The organism is Aliiroseovarius sp. Z3, from assembly GCF_029105185.1.
GTDB lineage: Bacteria > Pseudomonadota > Alphaproteobacteria > Rhodobacterales > Rhodobacteraceae > Aliiroseovarius.
The window spans coordinates 141,381-159,273 of record NZ_JAFMZK010000010.1; the positions used below are offsets into that span (position 1 = coordinate 141,381).

The 17,893-nt window shown below is 61.0% G+C and carries 13 protein-coding genes; 5 read left to right on the forward strand and 8 right to left on the reverse strand.

Features of this window, described 5'->3' with window-relative positions; all coding sequences use genetic code 11:
* Positions 1-106 precede the first annotated feature (106 nt).
* The 5 genes from J3R80_RS16235 to bhcA form a co-directional block, all read right to left on the reverse strand.
* Positions 107-2,383: an NADP-dependent malic enzyme gene (locus tag J3R80_RS16235; RefSeq protein WP_275394849.1), complete on the reverse strand. Its 2,277-nt coding sequence runs from the start codon at positions 2,381-2,383 to the stop codon at positions 107-109.
* Positions 2,384-2,540: 157 nt separating this feature from the next.
* Entirely contained in the window at positions 2,541-3,506 is a 966-nt protein-coding gene (gene bhcD, locus J3R80_RS16240; RefSeq protein ID WP_275394850.1) for an iminosuccinate reductase BhcD, read from the reverse strand.
* Positions 3,507-3,566: 60 nt separating this feature from the next.
* The gene (gene bhcC / locus J3R80_RS16245; protein ID WP_275394851.1) at positions 3,567-4,730 is read right to left on the reverse strand and encodes a 3-hydroxy-D-aspartate aldolase BhcC; all 1,164 of its coding nucleotides are present in this window, start codon (positions 4,728-4,730) and stop codon (positions 3,567-3,569) included.
* Between the two features lie 15 nt (positions 4,731-4,745).
* Complete coding sequence (gene bhcB, locus J3R80_RS16250) at positions 4,746-5,699, reverse strand: beta-hydroxyaspartate dehydratase BhcB (protein WP_275394852.1); 954 nt, start codon at positions 5,697-5,699, stop codon at positions 4,746-4,748.
* 10 nt (positions 5,700-5,709) lie between these two features.
* A complete protein-coding gene (gene bhcA, locus J3R80_RS16255) occupies positions 5,710-6,897 on the reverse strand; it encodes an L-aspartate--glyoxylate aminotransferase BhcA (protein ID WP_275394853.1) in 1,188 nt (395 codons plus the stop codon).
* A gap of 200 nt (positions 6,898-7,097) precedes the next feature.
* Here bhcA and bhcR point away from each other — a divergent pair, with 200 nt between their 5' ends.
* Entirely contained in the window at positions 7,098-7,907 is an 810-nt protein-coding gene (bhcR, locus tag J3R80_RS16260; RefSeq protein ID WP_275394854.1) for an HTH-type transcriptional regulator BhcR, read from the forward strand.
* A gap of 8 nt (positions 7,908-7,915) precedes the next feature.
* Here bhcR and J3R80_RS16265 read toward each other — a convergent pair whose 3' ends face one another.
* Both J3R80_RS16265 and J3R80_RS16270 read right to left on the reverse strand, forming a co-directional pair.
* Positions 7,916-8,749, reverse strand: a complete 834-nt coding sequence (locus J3R80_RS16265; protein ID WP_275394855.1) for a bifunctional allantoicase/(S)-ureidoglycine aminohydrolase — start codon at positions 8,747-8,749, stop codon at positions 7,916-7,918.
* A 154-nt stretch (positions 8,750-8,903) separates the two neighbouring features.
* Positions 8,904-9,530 (reverse strand): TetR/AcrR family transcriptional regulator, encoded by a 627-nt coding sequence (locus J3R80_RS16270; protein WP_275394856.1) that lies wholly within the window; start codon positions 9,528-9,530, stop codon positions 8,904-8,906.
* Between the two features lie 81 nt (positions 9,531-9,611).
* Between J3R80_RS16270 and J3R80_RS16275 the strand changes: the two genes are divergently transcribed.
* The 3 genes from J3R80_RS16275 to J3R80_RS16285 are packed head-to-tail and all read left to right on the forward strand — an operon-like array spanning position 9,612 to position 15,241.
* On the forward strand, positions 9,612-11,186 hold the full coding sequence (locus J3R80_RS16275; RefSeq protein ID WP_275394857.1) for a trimethylamine methyltransferase family protein: 1,575 nt from the start codon (positions 9,612-9,614) through the stop codon (positions 11,184-11,186).
* Between the two features lie 10 nt (positions 11,187-11,196).
* Positions 11,197-13,242 carry an NADH:flavin oxidoreductase gene (locus J3R80_RS16280; RefSeq protein ID WP_275394858.1) on the forward strand — a complete coding sequence of 682 codons (2,046 nt, stop codon included), beginning with the start codon at positions 11,197-11,199 and terminating at the stop codon, positions 13,240-13,242.
* Between the two features lie 16 nt (positions 13,243-13,258).
* A complete protein-coding gene (locus J3R80_RS16285; RefSeq protein ID WP_275394859.1) occupies positions 13,259-15,241 on the forward strand; it encodes an FAD-dependent oxidoreductase in 1,983 nt (660 codons plus the stop codon).
* A 1-nt stretch (position 15,242) separates the two neighbouring features.
* Here the strand turns inward: J3R80_RS16285 and xylB are convergent, their stop codons facing one another.
* The gene (xylB, locus tag J3R80_RS16290) at positions 15,243-16,694 is read right to left on the reverse strand and encodes a xylulokinase (RefSeq protein ID WP_275394860.1); all 1,452 of its coding nucleotides are present in this window, start codon (positions 16,692-16,694) and stop codon (positions 15,243-15,245) included.
* A 212-nt stretch (positions 16,695-16,906) separates the two neighbouring features.
* Between xylB and yghX the strand changes: the two genes are divergently transcribed.
* Positions 16,907-17,812: a YghX family hydrolase gene (gene yghX, locus J3R80_RS16295; protein WP_275394861.1), complete on the forward strand. Its 906-nt coding sequence runs from the start codon at positions 16,907-16,909 to the stop codon at positions 17,810-17,812.
* Positions 17,813-17,893: the final 81 nt, after the last annotated feature.

The window sequence follows — 17,893 nt, forward strand, 5'->3', positions numbered from 1 at the left end:
CGCAATGGCACCCACCTGCATCACAAACATGCACAGTGGGTCCAATGTATCGCCTTGACCGGGCCGGGTCACATATTCATTGTCACCCTGCCCTTTGCTCAGGCGCTTAGCCGTAGCTGGACACCGCAGACCCTGCCAATGCGGCGGTATTCAAAAGACCGCGCACCGTGATCGACGGCGTCACGATATGCACGCGGTTCCCCATCCCCATCAGGATCGGCCCGACCTCAAGCCCACCGGCCACAGATTTCAGGATGTTGCGCGTGGCCCCTGCCGCATCGGTGTTGGCATAGACCAGCACATTGGCCTTGCCGGTCAGTCGCCCGCCGGGGAACAACCGTTCACGCAGATCGGGGTCAAGGGCGGCATCGGTGTGCATCTCGCCCTCGTATTCGAAATCCAGCGGTTGCTGATCCAGAATGTCCAGCGCCCCACGCATAGCCCGGCCCGACGCGCTGTCCAGATTGCCGAATTGCGAGCCAGAGCACAGCGCGATCCGTGGTTCGACCCCGAAACGACGCACGTGACGGGCAGCGGCCACGACGATTTCCGACAATTGCTGGCTGTCCGGCGTGATGTTCACATGGGTGTCGGCGATGAACAGCGGACCTTGATCCAGGATCATCAGCGACAAGGCCCCCACCGGGTGAAGCTCGCCCTCGGCCAGCAGGCTGGTGGCATAGTTCAGGTGCCAGCGAAATTCGCCGAACGTGCCGCAGACCATACTGTCGGCCTCGCCGCGCCGGACCATCACGCCTGCAATGGCCGTTGTATTGGTGCGCAGAATGGCGCGGGCCAGATCGGGCGTAACGCCCTTGCGGGCAAGCACATTGTGATAGGTTTCCCAGTAATCGCGATAGCGTGGGTCGTTTTCCGGGTTCACAAGTTCGAAATCCTTGCCCGGCCTGATCTTCAACCCCTCGCGTTCAAGCCGTGCCTCGACAACTTCGGGCCGCCCGATCAGGATCGGGGTGTCCACGCCTTCTTCAACCATCGTCTGGGCGGCACGCAGCACGCGTTCATCCTCGCCCTCGGCAAAGACAATGCGGCGCTTGGCGGCGCGAGCCGCGTCAAACACCCGGCGCATGATGGAATAGGACCGGAACACCTCGCCCTGAAGGGTGGTCTTGTATTCGTCAAGGTCAAGCGCGCGTGTGGCCACGCCAGACTCGATCGCCGCACGTGCCACCGCGGTGGCAATCGTCGGCAACAGGCGCGGATCGAACGGTTTCGGGATCAGGTATTCCGGCCCGAAGGTCAGCCGCTCACCACGATAGGCCACGCCCACCTCGGCCGAGGTCGTTTCCCGCGCCAGACCCGCAATCGCCTCGACACAGGCCAGTTTCATCGCGTCATTGATCTCGGTCGCGCCGCTGTCCAGCGCGCCGCGGAAAATGAACGGAAAACACAGCACGTTGTTGACCTGGTTGGGATAATCCGACCGGCCCGTGGCGATCAGCGCGCCGGGTGCAACCTCGCGCGCATCTTCCGGCATGATCTCGGGCGTGGGGTTGGCCAGCGCAAAGATGATCGGATCATCCGCCATCTTCTTGACCATGTCCTTGGTCAACAAACCCGGACCGGACACGCCAAGAAACAGGTCCGCCCCGACCATCGCGTCATCCGTGGTGCGCATGTCGGTGTCGCGGGCGAATTCCTGTTTCTGCGGGTTCAGATCAGTGCGCCCGGTGTGCACCACACCCTTGCTGTCCAGCATGGTGATATGCTCTTTCTTCACCCCCATCACCATCAGCATTTTCAGGCAGGCAATGCCCGCAGCGCCCGCGCCAAGCGCAACGACCTTGATATCTTCGACCTTCTTTTCCGCCACAATCAATGCGTTAAACGCCGCCGCCGAGGCCACGATGGCCGTGCCGTGCTGGTCATCGTGAAACACCGGAATGTTCATCTTCTGCTTACACAGCTCTTCAACCAGAAAACAATCCGGCGCCTTGATATCCTCAAGGTTCACCGCGCCGAAGGTGGGTTCCAGCTTGGCAACAATCTCGGCCAGCTTCTCGGGATCGGTTTCGTTGACCTCGATATCGAAGCAATCGATCCCTGCGAACTTCTTGAACAGAACCGCCTTGCCTTCCATCACCGGCTTCGACGCCTGCGCGCCGATGTTGCCCAGCCCCAGAACCGCCGTCCCGTTCGAGATCACCGCCACAAGGTTGCCCTTGGACGTGTAGCGCGCCGCATCAGACGGGTTCTTCTCGATCTCAAGACAGGCTTCGGCCACACCGGGACTATAGGCGTTCGACAGATCGCGCCCGGTGGCCATCGGCTTGGTCGCGCGGATTTCCAGTTTTCCGGGCTTCGGAAACTCGTGATAATCCAGTGCTTCTTGTCGTTTATCGGCGCTTTTATTGTCCAGAGCCATGTTCTGTTCCTCCTCCAGGGCGCGGGTCCGATGGGGCACGCTATCTCTCGCATGCTAGGGGGTATCCCCATGCTTTGTCATGACAATTACCAAGTGGGCGATCAGGGCCGCGACCAACCGCCCGTCAGATCAGTTGAAAACCAAAGAACCGGTTTCCCTAGAAATCGACTTCGATCGCGATGCCCTTTTCGATCGCCAGATCGACGACTTTCGATGCGACGGCGAGGTCTTGCAACCCAACACCCGTGCCGTCGAACAACGTGACCTCATCGTCCGACCGACGCCCCGGATGGTCGCCATTGATGACCGCCCCGATCTCGGCAATGTCGGCCTGTTTCAGTGACCCGTCGGCAATCGCGTGCTGGGCTTCGCCGATGCTGATCGACTGGGCGATTTCATCGGTAAACACCGTGGCGCGGGCGACCAATGCGGCCTCGACCTCTTGTTTGCCCTTGGTGTCTGTCCCCATGCAGGCGATGTGTGTGCCCGGCTTGACCTGCCCATCCTTCAGGATCGCCGCCTGGCTGGACACGATGGTCACGATCACGTCCGCCTGCGCGCCCAGCTCGTCCAGGCTCACGCTTTCAAACGGCAGGCCCAATTCCTTTGCGACCTTCTCAAGCGAAGCCAGTTTCTCGGGCGTCCGGTTCCACGCCACAACCTTCTCGAAATCGCGCTGTTCGGCCACCGCCTGCAATTGGAACGTCGCCTGATGGCCCGCCCCGATCATGCCCAGAACCTTGCTGTCCTTGCGCGCCAGATGCGCGACGGACACAGCCGCAGCGGCGGCGGTGCGCAAAGCGGTCAACAGGTTGCCGCCGACCACGGCACGGCATTTGCCGGTGTCAGCGTCGAACAGGAACACGGTCGACTGGTGATTGGTCAGCCCCTTGTCGGCATTGCCGGGCCAGTATCCGCCCGACTTCAGCCCAAGGTTCAGCGCCGCGCGGTCAAAGCCGGATTTGAACCCGTAAAGCGCATCGGCATGGCCGATCGCCTCACGGATCACCGGAAAATTATAGGCTGATCCGCGCGACATGGACGCAAACACCTGTTCGACCGCGTCGAAATTGTCTTTGCGCGTCACAAGGGCTGCGATCTCTTTTTCGGGGATGATATACATAGGGTCCAATCCAAACAAAAAGCGGCGGGGCCGAAGCCCCACCAGTTCAGGGAAGTTAGCTTAGTAAGCCTTGCCGCGTGCCGACACCGGCCAGACGGTCTCGACCTTCCCGTTCCGCACACCGACATACCAGTCATGCACGTTGCAGGTCGGGTCGCAGTGTCCGGGCACAAGGCGCAGCTTGTCGTTGACCTTCAGCGCGCTGTTCGGGTCGGCCACCACGCCATGTTCATCCGAGCATTTCAGGTATTCGACATCGTCGCGGCCATAGACAAAGGGCAGACCGCTATCGACCGACTGGGCTTTCAGGCCCGCATCAACGATGGCCTTGTCGGCCTTGGCGTGGCTCATCACCGTGGTCAGGATGAACAGGGCGTTTTCCCATTCGCCGTCGTCAATGCGCTTGCCGTCCTTGTCCAGAATGCGACCGTAATCGGCATCCATGAAGGCGTAGGATCCGCATTGCAGCTCGTTATACACGCCCGATCCGCTTTCGAAGTAGTACGACCCGGTGCCGCCGCCACCGACAATATCACAGTCCAGCCCGTTGCTTTTCAGCCCCTGAACCGCATCGGCGACCTGCGCGATGGCGATGTCGAGCTTTTCTTTGCGGTCCTCATAAAGGTCCATGTGCTGCATCGCACCCTGATAGGCCTGAATGCCCGCAAACTTCAGGTTCGGTGCGGCGTCGATCAGCTTGGCGATGTTCACAACATCTTGCGTGGTGCTGACACCGCAACGGCCCGCACCGCAGTCAATCTCGACCAGCGCCTCCAGCTCGGTGCCCGCCGCCACGGCGGCATCCGACAGCGCCTTGACGTTCTCGGGGTCATCGACACAGACCAGAACCCGCGCGCCCAGCTTCGGCATCTCGGCCAGACGTTTGATCTTGGCAGGCTCGGTCACCTGGTTCGAAACCATTACATCCTTGATGCCACCACGGGCGAACACCTCAGCCTCGGACACCTTCTGGCAGCACACGCCACAGGCCGCGCCAAGCTCTTGTTGCAGCTTCAGAACATCGACGGATTTGTGCATCTTGCCATGGGCGCGGTGGCGCATCCCATGGTCCTTCGCATAGTCGCCCATCTTCTTGATGTTGCGCTCCAACGCGTCCAGATCAAGGATCAGGCAGGGCGTCTGGATGTCGGCCTCGTCCATGCCGGGTTTGGCGGGAATGTCGAACCCCACCTCGTGCTGCGAGAAATCGGTTTGTGCGTTCATTGTTCTGTCTCCCATTCAGGTGTTCAGCCACGGCAGTTTGTCCAGATCGACATTGCCGCCAGTGATGATGATGCCGACACGCTTGCCTTTGAACGTGTCGGGGTTCTTCAGGATCGTCGCCAAGGGCACGGCGCTGGATGGTTCCATCACCACGCGCAGATGCTTCCAGATGATCTTCATCGCCTCAATGATCTCGGGGTCGGACGCGGTGAAGATATCGGACACGTGGTTCGACACGAAATGCCAGGTCAGATCCTTCAAGGGCACCAGCAGACCGTCGGCAATGGTCTTGGGCGCATCATCAGCGATGATATACCCCGCCTTGAAGCTGCGATAGGCATCGTCGGCCTGTTCAGGCTCCGCCGCGATGATCTTGGTTTCGGGCGCCGCGTTGGACAGGGTCAGACAAGTGCCGGAAATCATGCCGCCGCCACCGACGGGCGCCACCACATACTCCAGACCGTCTACCTGTTCGATCAGCTCCTTCGAGCACGTCCCCTGCCCCGCAATCACACGTGGGTCGTTATAGGGGTGTACGAAATCGCCGCCGGTTTCCGCCTGCACCTTGGCAAAGGTTTCTTCGCGCGAGGATGTGGACGGCTCGCATTCGGTGATCTTGCCGCCATAGCGGCGCACCGTGTCCTTCTTGGCCTGCGGCGCGGTGCGCGGCATGACCACGTTGCAGGGGATGCCGCGCAACATGGCCGCATAGCTCAAACAGGACGCGTGGTTGCCTGACGAATGCGTTGCCACACCCTTCTTCGCCTGCTCGTCATCCAGCCCGAACACCGCGTTGGTGGCGCCGCGCACCTTGAAGGCGCCCGGCTCCTGAAAGTTTTCGCATTTGAAGAACAGCTCGGCGCCGGTCAGCTCGTTCAGGTAATCCGATGTGCGGATCGGGGTGCGGCGGATATGCGGCTTGATGCGCTCATGCGCGTCCAACATGTCCTGATAGGTCGGGATATACATCTTTGCCCCCTTACGCCGCTTTGCTCATAGAAAGCTGGTTGGCACGATAATATTCCTGTGCGGCGGCCACGCCCGAACCCAGCTTGATATCAAGCCCCAGATCGACCATGCACATCTCGGCGGTGGCCAGACCCGACAGGGTCATCACATCGGTCAGGCTGCCCAGATGGCCGATGCGGAACACCTTGCCCGCAACCTCTCCCAGTCCCACGCCGAAGGCGACGCCGTATTTGTCGGCGGCATGGGTCACGATGTCGGTGGCATTGAAGCCGTCCGGCGTGCGAATGGCGCTGACCGTGTCCGACTGCACATCGGGCGTCAGGGCACACAGCTCCAGCCCCCAGGCGTTCACCGCCTGGCGCACACCCTCGGCAATCCGGTGGTGGCGGGCAAAGACGTTTTCAAGCCCTTCGTCCAGCAGCATCTTGCACGCTTCGTTCAACCCGTTCAGCAGACCAACGGCGGGCGTATAGGGATAGGCGTTGTTGGCATAGCCATTGCCCATGTCGCGCACGTCAAAGAAGGTGCGCGGCAGGGTCGCGGTCTCCAGCGCCGCCATCGCCTTGGGCGAAAAGCCGACAATGGCCAAACCAGCGGGCAGCATAAAGCCCTTCTGCGAACCCGTGACAGCGATATCCACGCCCCATTCGTCCATGCGGAAATCCATCGACGCGATCGAGCTGACGCCGTCCACGAACAACATGGCCGGGTGGCCTGCCGCATCCAGCGCCTTGCGCACGGCGGCAATGTCCGAACGCACACCAGTGGCGGTTTCGTTATGGGTGGCCAACACGACCTTGATCTCGTGACCCGTGTCCGCCTTCAGAATGTCGGCATACTTGTCCGCAGGCAGACCGGCGCCCCACGGGGTTTCGACGATCTGCACATCCAACCCATGGCGCTGGCACATGTCGATCCAGCGGTGGCTGAACATGCCGTTGCGGGCGGCCAGAACCTTGTCGCCAGCCGACAGCGTGTTGGTCAGCGCGGTTTCCCAGCCACCGGTTCCGGTCGACGGGAAGATGAAGATCTTCGCGGTTTCGCTTTTCAGAACCTTCTTCACGCCCTCCAGCGCCGGATGCAGGATCTGCCCGAACAGGGGCGACCGGTGGTCCAGCGTCGGCATATCGACGGCCTTGCGCAGGCTTTCGGGCATGTTGGTCGGTCCGGGGATGAAAACGGGGTTCTGGAAGCTCATCTGTTTGCCCTCCTTTTGGCGATTGAAGAAAAGAATAGCGGCCGGACGTGCGACGGGATATATTTTTGAAAAAGTGTTTCAATATGGCCCAAAAGCTCGTATTTCTGTGTTTTAACAATAGGTTGTCTTTTTTCACTTTGACGCGCTGATTATCAGGTATTTCCAAAAGGTCTTGCTTGTTTCACTTGGAAGGAACGAAAATGAAGCCAACTCAGCGCCGGATGGGGCGCCCCAAGAACTTCTCGACCAACGAGAAACAGACAACGATTCTGGCGCTGGATCGGGCCTTGGACGTGCTGGATGCGCTGGCCCATGCCAACGGTATGACCCTGTCCGAGCTGTCGACCCATCTGGATCAGTCCCCCGCCACCATGCACCGGGTGCTGGCGACGCTTCATGCCCGTGACGTGGTGGAAATGGACCCGAAAACCCAAGCCTGGCATATCGGATCGGCGGCCTTTCGCATGGGGTCGGCCTTCCTCAGGCGCAGCAGCATCGTCGAACGCAGCCGCCCGATCATGCGCGAATTGATGGAAACCACCGGCGAGACCTCGAACCTTGGGATCGAGCGTCATGGCGAGGTGATGTTCATCAGCCAGGTGGAAACCAACGAAAGCATCCGCGCGTTCTTCCCACCCGGCACCCTGTCCCCCATGCACGCGTCAGGCATCGGAAAGGCCCTGCTCAGTTGCTATTCTGATCGCCGTGCGGATCAGTATTTTCGGACCGCCCGCCTGACCGGCTTCACCGAAAAGACGATCACGCGGCCCGATGATTTGCGGGACGAAATGAACCGCATTCGCGAAAAAGGCTGGGCCTTTGATGATGAAGAGAAAGCAGGCGGTATGCGCTGCATCGCCGCCCCCATTCGCGACATTTACGGCGAGGCTGTGGCGGGCATCTCGATCTCTGGCCCCACGCACAGGATCCCGGAAGACGCGGTCGAACAGATCGGATCACTGGTTGCGGACGCCGCCGCGAAGGTGTCCCGCGGGCTTGGGTCGTCCTAAACCCAGCCCTAAACCCCGGCCGCGCCCAACGTCATGTGACGGTTTACATCCTTGTACAGCAGATAACGGAACGGCCCCGGCCCGCCAGCATAGCAAGCCTGCGGACAAAACGCACGCAGCCACATGTAATCACCGGCCTCAACCTCGACCCAATCCTGGTTCAGGCGATAGACCGCCTTGCCTTCCAGCACATAAAGCCCGTGCTCCATCACATGGGTTTCGGCAAACGGAATGACGCCACCCGGCTGGAAGGTGACGATGGTCACATGCATGTCATGGCGCAGGTCGCTTGGGTCAACAAACCGGCTGGTGGCCCAGGCCCCGTCCGTGTCGGGCATCGGCGTCGGCGTCACGTCGTTCTCGTTGGTGACAAAGGCCTCGGGGGCATCCAGCCCGTCCACCGCCTGATATTGCTTGCGAATCCAATGGAACCGCACCGGCGCGGGCCCGTTGTTGCGCAAGCTCCACTTGGCCTGCGGCGGCAGAAACGCATACCCACCCTCGCCCATCTCATGCGTCGTGCCGTCAATGGTCAGGGTCATCGCGCCTTCAACCACGAACAGCACCGCTTCGACCCCGGCTTCGGTTTCGGGGCGGTCGCTGCCCCCGCCCGGCAGGACCTCGGCAATATACTGCGAGAATGTCTCGGCAAACCCCGACAACGGGCGTGACAGAACCCAGAACCTCGCATCGTCCCAGAACGGCAACAGGCTGGTCACGATATCGCTATACGTCCCCTTCGGAATAACCGCATAGGCGTCGGTGAACATCGCCCGGTCTGTCAAAAGCTGCGTCTGCGGGGGCAATCCCCCATGCGGGGCGTAGTAGCTCGATTTCGTCATGCCGGGGCTTTCTGCAAAGGGTTTCGGGTTCAAGTTTCCCCCATAATGCCGCCAACCAACAGATTAATCTTTCCCATTGTCCATGAAAGATTATCAGGGAATTTTTGAAAATCGCTGCGCCAAATCAAAAAATCGACGACAGATTCTGGTCCGGCTAGGGGGCGCTCATGCGATGGCGCGCCACAAAACGCTCGATATCGGCATCGGCTGGTTTCCGACCCGTGAACACCTCGACATAACCCGGCATCCGGGCAAACCGCTCTTCACGGCTTTCCGTCACTTGCATCGAGATATAGCCGATCTGCGTATAGATCATGGTCAAGGCGCGGATTTCAGCCTCTGCCGCGTCGAACCCGAACCGCTGAAACATGCCCATCATCGCGTCTTTCCGGCGCGCATCGGCCTGATCCAACCGCGTTTGCAATCCGGGATCATTGCGCGCCCAGTTGCGGATCGCCAGATCCAGACGCGAGTCAAACAGCCCATCATCCAGCCAACAGTCGAACAGGTTGAAGATCGCCTCGAATATGTTTTCGGCATAGGCGTTACAGCGTGTCACCAGATTTCCGGTATTGGTGTCTTCCCAATGCCGGATCATTGCCTCCAGTAATGCGTCGCGATCCTTGAAATGCCAATAAAAGCTGGTGCGGGTCAGGCCTAACCGCTTGGCCAACGGCATGATTTTCACCGCTTCGACGCCACTTTCGGTCAGGACATCATAAGCCGCTTTTAACCAGACATCTTCGGTGGCGCTTGGCCGGGAGGGGTCGATGATATTCATAACAGCGTTTTAGATTTCCTTGACAGGTATGTCAATTCTGCGGACAGATATGTCAACAGAGCGACTCGAAAGGCAGCCAAGATGGGTCATGTAACAGAGACAGCGCAAAGATCACGGCGCCGCGCGCGCGGCGGTTCCGGCAAGATGCGAAGCGGGGCGCCGGGTCAGAACCCGCAGCTTGAGGTGCCCTTCATCACCCGCGGCATCCCGACCTATGACCTTCTGGGCGACGACAGTCTGGATCAGATCGAAGCCACCGCCGACCGTATCCTTGCCGAGATCGGGATCGAGTTTCGCGAAGACCCCGAATCGGTCGATCTGTTTCGCGCCGCTGGCGGTGACGTGACCGACCTGACCGCCGAAAGCTGGAACATCAAATTTGAACCGGGCATGATCCGCGAGATCCTGAAAACCGCCCCTGCCCGGTTCACCCAACATGCCCGCAACCCCGCACGGTCTGTTGAAATTGGTGGCGACGCTGTGGTGTTCGCGCCGTCTTACGGATCGCCCTTCGTGATGGACCTCGACAAAGGGCGCCGCTATGGCACGATCGAGGATTTTCGCAACTTCATCAAACTGGGTCAGTCCAGCCCGTGGCTGCATCATTCCGGCGGCACGATCTGCGAACCGACCGACATCGCGGTGAATAAGCGGCACCTTGATATGGTCTATTCCCACATCCGCTATTCCGACCGGGCATTCCTTGGGTCGATCACCGCACCCGAACGTGCCGAGGACAGCATCGAAATGTGCCGCATCCTGTTTGGTGCGGATTTCGTCGATCAGAACTGCGTCATCATGGGCAATTTCAATACGACCTCGCCCTTGGTGCTGGATGGCATCACGACCCAAGGCATCCGCGCCTATGCCGGGGCGGGTCAGGGGTCGATCCACCTGCCCTTCCTTCTGGGCGGCGCGGTATCGCCCCTGACCATGGCTGGGTCCGTCGCGCAATGCCTTGCCGAAAGCATGGTGTCTTGTGCGCTCACCCAGCTTGTCCGCCCCGGCGCGCCTGCGGTGCTCGCATCGTTCCTCAGCTCCATGTCGCTTCGGTCCGGTTCGCCCACCTTCGGCACGCCGGAACCGGCGCTTGGGTCGCTGGTGATGGGACAGCTGGCCCGCCGCCTGAACATGCCCCTGCGCTGTGCCGGCAACTTCTCGACCTCGAAACTGCCCGACGCGCAGGCGATGCAGCAATCCATGATGTCGATGATGTCGGCGGTGCAATGCGGGGCCAACTATGTCCTGCACTCCGCCGGGTTCCTCGATGGTCTGCTGTCCATGTCCTATGAGAAATTCATCATGGACACGGACCTGTGCGGCGCGCTCCACGCCTATCTGAAGGGGATAGAGGTCTCGGAAGACACGCTTGCCTTCGAAGCCCTGGCCGAACAAGGCCCCGGTGAGCACCTGTTCTCGACGGCGCATACCATGCGGCACTACAAGACCGCCTATTGGGACAGTGCGATGGACGACAACCAACCGTGGGAGACATGGGACGAACAGGGCGGGATTGACGCCGCCACCCGCGCCAACACACGTTGGAAAGAACAACTGGACGCCTATCAAGCGCCCCCGATTGATCCCGGGACGGACGAAGCGCTTCAGGAATTCATGGCGAAGAAAAAAGCGTCGATGGCCGACGCATGGTATTGAGGTCAAGCTGATGTCCAACGATCCACTGCTCCAGCCTTATCAACTCAAGCATCTGACGCTTCGGAACCGGATCATGACCACCAGTCATGAACCCGCCTATCCCGAGGACGGAATGCCCAAGGAACGCTATGCCGCCTATCACGCCGAACGGGCGAAGGCAGGCGTCGCCCTGACCATGACCGCCGGGTCGGCAGCCGTGTCGAAAGACAGCCCCCCGGTGTTCAACAACATCCTCGCCTACCGCGACGAGGTGGTGCCGTGGATCAAGAACCTGACAGATGCCTGCCACGACCATGGCTGCGCGGTGATGATCCAGCTGACCCATCTGGGCCGCCGCACCGCGTGGAACAAGGGCAACTGGCTGCCCTCGGTGTCGCCGTCCAAGCATCGCGAACCCGCGCACCGCGCCTTTCCCAAACTGATCGAGGATTGGGACATCGACCGCATCATCACCGATTTCGCCGATGCCGCCGAGCGGATGCAGGCCGGTGGCATGGACGGGATCGAGCTGCAAGTCTATGGGCATTTGCTGGATCAGTTCTGGTCGCCGCTGACCAATGATCTTGTCGGCCCCTATGGCGCCGATACGCTTGAAAACCGGCTGCGCTTTCCGCTGGATGTGCTCGACGCCATTCGCAAACGTGTGGGCGACGACTTCATCGTGGGCTTCCGCTATACGGCGGACGAGGCGCAGAAAGGCGGCATCACCGCCGAAGACGGGATCGAGATTTCCACGCGGCTGGCCGCCACCGGGCAGGTCGATTTCCTGAACGTGATCCGTGGGCGCATTCATACCGACCCCGCCATGACCGATGTGATCCCGGTGCAGGGGATGAAGAACGCCCCGCATCTGGATTTTGCGGGCGAAGTGCGCAAGGCCACCGGTATGCCCACCTTCCACGCCGCCAAGATCCCCGACGTGGCCACCGCGCGTCACGCAGTGCAATCGGGACTTCTGGACATGGTGGGCATGACCCGCGCGCATATGGCTGACCCCCATATCGTCAGGAAGATCATCGAAGGGCGCGAAGATGACATCCGCCCCTGTGTTGGCGCGACCTATTGCCTTGATCGCATCTATCAGGCGGGGGACGCCCTGTGCATGCACAATGCAGCCACCGGGCGCGAACTGACCATGCCGCACGACATTCCGCCCGCAGAGACACGTAAGAAAGTGGTGGTAATCGGCGCAGGCCCCGGCGGGCTGGAAGCCGCCCGCGTCGCCGCCGAACGCGGCCACGAAGTCATCGTGTTCGAAGCCGCCGCCGATCCCGGTGGGCAGGTGCGGCTGACCGCGCAAAGCCCGCGGCGGCGCGAGATGATTTCGATCATCGACTGGCGCATGGCCCAATGCGCCGCGCGCGATGTCGAATTCCGGTTCAACACATGGGCCGAGGCCGAAGACGTCACCGCCCTTGAACCGGATGTGGTGATCGTGGCCACCGGCGGCATGCCCAACACAGAACTGTTCGAAACCGGGACCGAACAAGCCAACGTCGTCACCGCATGGGATATCATATCGGGTGACGTGAAACCGGCTGAAAACATCCTGATCTACGATGAAAGCGGCGATCACCCGGGGCTTCAGGCCGCCGAGATCGCGGCACTGGCCGGATCGAAGGTCGAGGTGATGACGCCGGATCGCGTCTTTGCCCCCGACATCATGGCGATGAACCTCGTGCCCTATATGCGGGCGCTTCAGGATAAGGATGTGACCTTCACCGTGACCCGCCGGTTGCTGGACGTAAAGCGCGACGGCAACAAGCTGACCACCACCATCGGCACGGATTACAGCGATCACACGCACGAGGCGCAGTATGATCAGGTCGTGGTGAACTATGGTACCTTGCCGCTGGATGACCTTTATTTCGACCTGAAACCCCTGTCGTCGAACGGCGGCGCGGTGGATTACGACGCAATGATTGATGGCAGGCCACAGACCACCGCCCGCAACCCCGATGGCATATTCCAGCTGTTCCGCATCGGCGATGCGGTCAGCGCGCGCAACACCCATGCGGCGATCTATGATGCCTTGCGACTGGTCAAGGACATCTGAAACGGGAAGCAAACCAGTGACCGAGTTCCCCCATATCTTCCAACCCGTTCAACTGCGCCACAAGACCCTGAAAAACCGGGTGGTGTTCGGGGCGCACACCACCAACATGGCGCGGGATGGCCTGCCCGGCGACCAGCATCTGGCCTATTACGTCGAACGCGCGATGGGTGGGGCCGCGATGATCGTCGTTGAACCCATGCCGGTCCACCCCGCCGCCGTCCTGACCCGTGGCAATTTCCGAACCGGTTCGGACGATGTCATCCCGCATTTCCGACGTTTGGCCGAAGCCTGCAAAGCCCACGGTGCTGTGATGATCCAGCAGCTCTATCACATCGGCGCACATGGCGACGGCGACAATTCATGGCACGCCCACTGGTCGCCTTCAGGCGGTCCCAGCTATCACGACAGTGACGGCAGCCACGAAATGACCGAGGCCGAGATCGAGGAAACCATCGACGGCTTCGTGCAGGCCGCGATCCGCTGCCAGAAGGCTGGGTTTGACGGGGTCGAGGTATGGGCCGCCTATCACGGTCTGCTGGATCAGTTCTGGACACCCTTTTCCAACCAGCGCACCGACCAATGGGGCGGCAGTCTTGAAAACCGCACCCGCGCCTCGCGCGAGGTGCTGCGCCGCATCCGCGTGGCCTGTGGCGACGACTTCATCATCGGTCTGGCCGTCAATGACGAGCCGGATGTCGAGGCGGCTCTGACAAAGGAAGAAACCGCCAAAATCGTCGCCCTGCACGATGCCGAAGAGCTGATGGATTACGTCACCTGTGGCACGGGTGGTTACTTCGATTTCTACAAGCTGATGCCGACCTTCCTTTATGGGGAAAAGCTGGGGGTCGATCTGTCCGCCTTGCTGAAAACCGTGGTCAAGAATGCCCTCGTCACCGCCGAAAGCCACATCCGCACGCCGGAAAATGCCAACACCGTTCTGGGCGCGGGCGAGGCGGATCTGGTCTCGATCGTGCGCGGCCAGATTGCCGACCCGCATCTGGTCGCCAAGGCAAAGGCCGGACGGGCCGATGACATTCGCGGCTGTATCTCCTGCAATCAGCAATGCTGGGGGCGGCGCAGTCGCGACTATTACATCTCGTGCCTGATCAATCCCTCTGCCGGACATGAATATCTTTGGGGCGGCGACCGGTTTGACCCGTCCCCCAACACCCAATCCGTCCTTGTCGTCGGTGGTGGCCCTGCCGGATTGGAAGCCGCCCGCGTCGCCGCCGAACGCGGACACCACGTCACCTTGGCCGAGGCCGGGCCAAAGCTGGGCGGGCAGTTTCGATTGGCCGGGCTGCAACCGCGACGCGGCCAGATCGGCGAGCTGATTGATTGGTATGAACGCCAACTGGACCGGCTCGGCGTCGATCTGCGCCTGAACACCTATGTGGATGAAGACGACATCGCCGCGCTTGACGCCGATCACGTGATTCTGGCGACAGGGTCATTGCCCGCCGAGACCGGGTTCCAGAAAGCCCTGCCCCATCTGGCACGCCTGCCGACCCTTGAACGGGACAATGTCTGGTCCGTCGAAGACGTGATGATGCAGGCTGCCCGCCCCGGCCCGCGCGTCGTGCTGCTGGATGAAGGCGGCAACTGGCGCGGCTGTGGCACCGCGTGGCGACTGGCTGAAGACGGCCACGCGGTCACGATCGTCACCCCCGCCGCGATGATTGGGAAAGAGCTGGAACGCTCGGCCACCGACTGGCCACTCCGGCGCACGCTGGCCCGGTTGGGCGTGCGGTTCGTGACCGATGCCGCGATCAGTGAATGGACCACCGATGGCGCGACCGTACAGTCCCTGTTGACCGGTCAAACCGAGCTTCTGGCCGCAGACTCACTGGTGCTGGCCACGACGAATATCGCCGACACCAGCCTTCGCACCGCGTTGGCCGCGACGGGCATTCCCACCCAGATCATCGGCGACGCCAACGCACCCCGAAATGCCGCCCTGGCAATATATGAGGGGCGACAAACCGGTCTGGCAATCTGAGCTACTGGATGGCTTTCAGCCCCGGAAAGGCCGCCCGAAATGCCTGATGGCCCACGGCAAACGCCTCGGTCTTTCCTGCATCCGGCTCTATCTCGGTCTGAATCTCCGGCAACGTAACAACGGTTTCAGGTGCCGCACCGGTGGCTGCAATCTGGCCCAGACGCGCGGCCCCCAATGCAGCGCCAAACTCGCCTGATGCGGGCAGCTGCACGGGAATACCCAGAACGGTTGCCAACACCTTCAACCAATACCGCGACGCCGTGCCGCCACCGATGGCGATGATCTTGTCCAGCTTGACGCCGGTGCCGACCAACGCATCCAGACTGTCACGCAATCCGAACGCCACCCCTTCCAGCACGGCTCGGGTCAAATCTTGCCGGGTGGTGCCCGCAGACAAGCCGGTAAATCCGCCGCGAATATCCGCATCATTATGCGGTGTCCGCTCGCCGGACAGATAAGGCAGGAACCGAACTGCGCCAGGTGTCTGCAAATCGTCACCCAATGGGGCCGTCAGGTCGGCCGGTTTTTCCCCGGTGATCCGCGCCAGCCAGTTAAGGCTGTCGGTCGCGGATAACATGACACCCATCTGATACCACTGCCCCGGCACCGCGTGACAGAAAGTATGCACGGCGGTTTCGGGTGCAGGCGCATACCCATCGCGCGCGGCCAGAAGCACACCAGATGTGCCGACTGACACAAAGCCCTGCCCTTCATTCAACGCGCCAATGCCACAGGCGGCGGCAGCGTTGTCGCCTGCCCCGCCCGCCACGGTCACGGGACCGCTCAGCCCCCATTTCTCGGCAAGCTCTTTGCGCAGCCCGCCCGCCGCGTCTGACCCTTCGACCAACCGGGGCATCTGATCTGGCCGCATATGGCTGACCTCAAGCAACCGCTCGGACCACTGACGTTTGCCAACATCCAGCCACGATGTGCCCGCACTGTCCGACATGTCGGCCACATATTCTCCGGTCAGATAATAGTTCAAATAGGCAGCGGGCAGCAGAACCTTGGCTGTCTTTGCGAAAATTTCAGGCTCATGCCGGCGCACCCATTCCAGTTTGGGGGCGGTGAACCCGGGGAACACGATGTTGCCGGACAACGCGCGCATCTCGGGCAGCGCATCCAGCTTCGCCGCCTCAGCCGCAGATCGCGTGTCATTCCACAGGATACACGGGCGCAAAACCTTGCCCGTTGCATCAAGCAAAGTGGCGCCATGCATATGCCCGGCCACCCCGATCCCGCGCAGCTCGGCAAAGCGGGGGCATTTTTCGCGCATCTCATCCATTGCACTGTCAAACGCGGAAATCCACTGCGCGGGATCCTGCTCGGACCAGCCGGGATGGGGATGGCACGCAGCATAGCTTCGCTCGGCCACGCCAAGCGGCGTGCCGTCCGCATCGACCAGCAACGCCCTGAGGCCCGAAGTGCCAAGATCAATCCCCAGAAATATCATCCGCCGTCCTTTCATTCCTCGCCGCAAAACACTGCATGCCTGGTCGCTCCATCACTGTATAGATTGAAGGTCGCGCATATGTGAACAGCATGCGCCGGACGAGAATCATGTCGCATATGCTACACTCGATAAAGGCATCACAACACTGCCGGCGCCAGCATCAATTCCGAACCACACCAAATAACTTCAACCAATCAGCAGAGGAGGAAAAAATGACCAACCAACCCCAACGCAAGCGTGCGTCTGATTTCCACCCACGTATTCTGGAAGTGTTCGATGGTTATGTGCATGGCAAACTCAGCAAACGCGAGTTCATTGCAAAGGCGGGCCGCTATGCCGCCGCCGGTGTCACCGGCGCGATGATCCTTGAACAGCTTCAACCGAATTATGCGCTGGCCCAACAGGTTGCGCCCGATGACCCCGAGATTGAAACAGAGGTCATCGAATATGAAAGCCCCAACGGGCATGGTATGATCCGCGGGTTGATGGCCCGCCCGGCTGGCGCCGAACGCCCCCTGCCCGCGGTGCTGGTCGTGCATGAAAATCGCGGTCTCAATCCATATATCGAAGACGTGGTGCGCCGCGCGGCCAAGGCCGGGTATCTGGCCCTTGGACCGGATGGCCTGACGCCGCTTGGCGGATATCCCGGCACCGATGACGAAGGTCGCGAAATGCAGCGACAGCTGGACGGCGCAAAGCTGATGGAGGATTTCTTTGCCGCCTTCGAACATCTGCGCGACCATCAAGACAGCACGGGCCGGGTCGGATGTGTTGGATTCTGCTACGGTGGCGGCGTGTGCAACGCGCTGGCCGTGGCCTATCCCGACCTTGCCGCGTCGGTGCCGTTCTATGGCCGTCAACCTGCCGCCGAAGACGTGCCGCAGATCGAAGCCCCGCTGCTGATCCACTATGCCGAACTGGATGAACGGATCAACGCAGGTTGGGACACCTACAAAGCGGCGCTCGACGAAAACGGAAAGGACTATACCGTCCACTTCTATCCGGGGGTCAACCACGGGTTCCACAACGACACGACCCCGCGTTATGACGAAGACGCAGCAACGCTGGCTTGGGATCGAACACTGGCCTTTTTCGGCACCCATCTGACCGCCAGCTGACCACCGCCGGATCATCCAGACAGGCTTGGCCCCGGCGCAAGGGCGACCGGGCCCTTTCTTGACCCTCAATTGCACCAATCC

Bases quoted from the DNA above. Each gene is read 5' to 3' on its own strand.
- J3R80_RS16235 (WP_275394849.1), bottom strand. From the start codon at position 2,383: ATGGCTCTGGACAATAAAAGCGCCGATAAACGACAAGAAGCACTGGAT.
- bhcD (WP_275394850.1), bottom strand. From the start codon at position 3,506: ATGTATATCATCCCCGAAAAAGAGATCGCAGCCCTTGTGACGCGCAAA.
- bhcC (WP_275394851.1), bottom strand. From the start codon at position 4,730: ATGAACGCACAAACCGATTTCTCGCAGCACGAGGTGGGGTTCGACATT.
- bhcB (WP_275394852.1), bottom strand. From the start codon at position 5,699: ATGTATATCCCGACCTATCAGGACATGTTGGACGCGCATGAGCGCATC.
- bhcA (WP_275394853.1), bottom strand. From the start codon at position 6,897: ATGAGCTTCCAGAACCCCGTTTTCATCCCCGGACCGACCAACATGCCC.
- bhcR (WP_275394854.1), top strand. From the start codon at position 7,098: ATGAAGCCAACTCAGCGCCGGATGGGGCGCCCCAAGAACTTCTCGACC.
- J3R80_RS16265 (WP_275394855.1), bottom strand. From the start codon at position 8,749: ATGACGAAATCGAGCTACTACGCCCCGCATGGGGGATTGCCCCCGCAG.
- J3R80_RS16270 (WP_275394856.1), bottom strand. From the start codon at position 9,530: ATGAATATCATCGACCCCTCCCGGCCAAGCGCCACCGAAGATGTCTGG.
- J3R80_RS16275 (WP_275394857.1), top strand. From the start codon at position 9,612: ATGGGTCATGTAACAGAGACAGCGCAAAGATCACGGCGCCGCGCGCGC.
- J3R80_RS16280 (WP_275394858.1), top strand. From the start codon at position 11,197: ATGTCCAACGATCCACTGCTCCAGCCTTATCAACTCAAGCATCTGACG.
- xylB (WP_275394860.1), bottom strand. From the start codon at position 16,694: ATGATATTTCTGGGGATTGATCTTGGCACTTCGGGCCTCAGGGCGTTG.
- yghX (WP_275394861.1), top strand. From the start codon at position 16,907: ATGACCAACCAACCCCAACGCAAGCGTGCGTCTGATTTCCACCCACGT.